Source organism: Cereibacter changlensis JA139 (genome assembly GCF_003034985.1).
In the GTDB taxonomy this organism is placed as follows: domain Bacteria; phylum Pseudomonadota; class Alphaproteobacteria; order Rhodobacterales; family Rhodobacteraceae; genus Cereibacter; species Cereibacter changlensis.
The window spans coordinates 1-1,342 of record NZ_PZKG01000339.1 but is presented as its reverse complement, the minus strand read 5'-3'; the positions used below and the strand labels follow the sequence as shown (position 1 = coordinate 1,342).

The window sequence follows — 1,342 nt, the reverse complement described above, 5'->3', positions numbered from 1 at the left end:
TTTGTGCAACAGAGCCACGCTCTACAGCCAAGCGCAGTGGCAAGAACACAAGACGGAAAGCCAGACTCTTATCTTTGCAGATCGGGTTGGGACCGAGCTGCTGGACCATCTGCGCTGTGTGGCGGAGCGACGCGAAAATGCCTTCGTGTATGCTTGGGCTCCAGGGCAGATCACGGCTGCTTTGGGCAATACGCTCGATGTCCGATCGGTGAGGACCGAACTGGTAAGAAGGTTCCGCCAATGAAGGATGACGCCGACTTCCGTGTGTCTCTGGCCGAGTATCAGTTGAAGGCCGTGGATGCGATGTCCGAGACGCTCCGCACTGTATCAGGCCTACATGACCGCGAGCCGCAACACCGCGAACGGATATCCAGGGAACTGGGGGTAATCCTGCTACAAGCTCCAACCGGATCAGGAAAGACCCTAATGCTCGGCCGGGCGTTAGAGGCCGTGCGCGGGCAGCTGGGCGCCAAGACGGTGTGGTTTTGGTTCGCCCCCTACGCCGGATTGGTGACGCAGACCCGCAGCGCCCTGATCGCACAATGTGGTGCATTGCGGCAACGAGATATTTATGCCGACCGTGAGGCAAGTGCCGCCCGTGACGGTGATGTGTTCGTACAGACATGGGCCTCGGTCGCAGTCATAAAGAAGGAAAGCCGCAAGGTCCGCACCGATAAGGAGGCTTCGCTGTCGGTGGACACCATGATTGCAAAGTTGCGCGAACAGGGATTCCGCATCGGCGTGGTAATCGACGAGGCGCATTTGAATTTCGGTTCAGGCGCAGCAGCAACGGCAGATTTCTTTCTGAAAGTGATGTCGCCCGATTTCACGGTGCTTGCCACAGCCACACCAAACGACACCAAGCTGGAAAAGTTTGAGCGCGACGTTGGGTTGAAAGTGGCAAGCCGTGTGACGGTCTCCCGTGACGCAGTGGTGAAGGCGGGATTGAACAAGATTGGACTCATGGTGGGGGTGCTACGATTCAAGGAAGAGGACCGGGCCTTAATCGACACCGAAGTGGCAACTCTGACGGCGGGTTGGTCACAGCATTCGTTCATTAAGGCCAAGCTGGCCGAGAGGGGGATCAGCCTGACGCCATTGATGCTAGTGCAGGTAGAGGATCAGCAGGAAGGCAAGGATGACCCGGTTGCGCGGGTAAGGGAGCGATTGATCGAGATCGGTGTGCCCGACAAAGCAATCGCCGTGCACACGTCGGGTGAGCCTGATCCTGCTTTCCACACCTTGGCCTATGACCCCGAGATTGAAGTTCTGGTGTTCAAGCTCGCTGTAGCAACCGGATTCGACGCTCCACGCGCATGGACGCTAGTTTCGGTGCGGCCAA

At 57.9% G+C, this 1,342-nt stretch carries 2 protein-coding genes; both read left to right on the top strand.

Annotation, left to right across the window (positions count from 1 at the left end; translation table 11 throughout):
• Window positions 1-244, top strand: a 244-nt coding sequence (locus C5F48_RS25855) for a hypothetical protein (protein ID WP_219907840.1), incomplete at its 5' end; no start/stop codon positions are given.
• Window positions 241-1,342, top strand: a 1,102-nt coding sequence (locus C5F48_RS23850) for a DEAD/DEAH box helicase family protein (RefSeq protein ID WP_181247774.1), incomplete at its 3' end; no start/stop codon positions are given. The genes C5F48_RS25855 and C5F48_RS23850, both read left to right, overlap by 4 nt.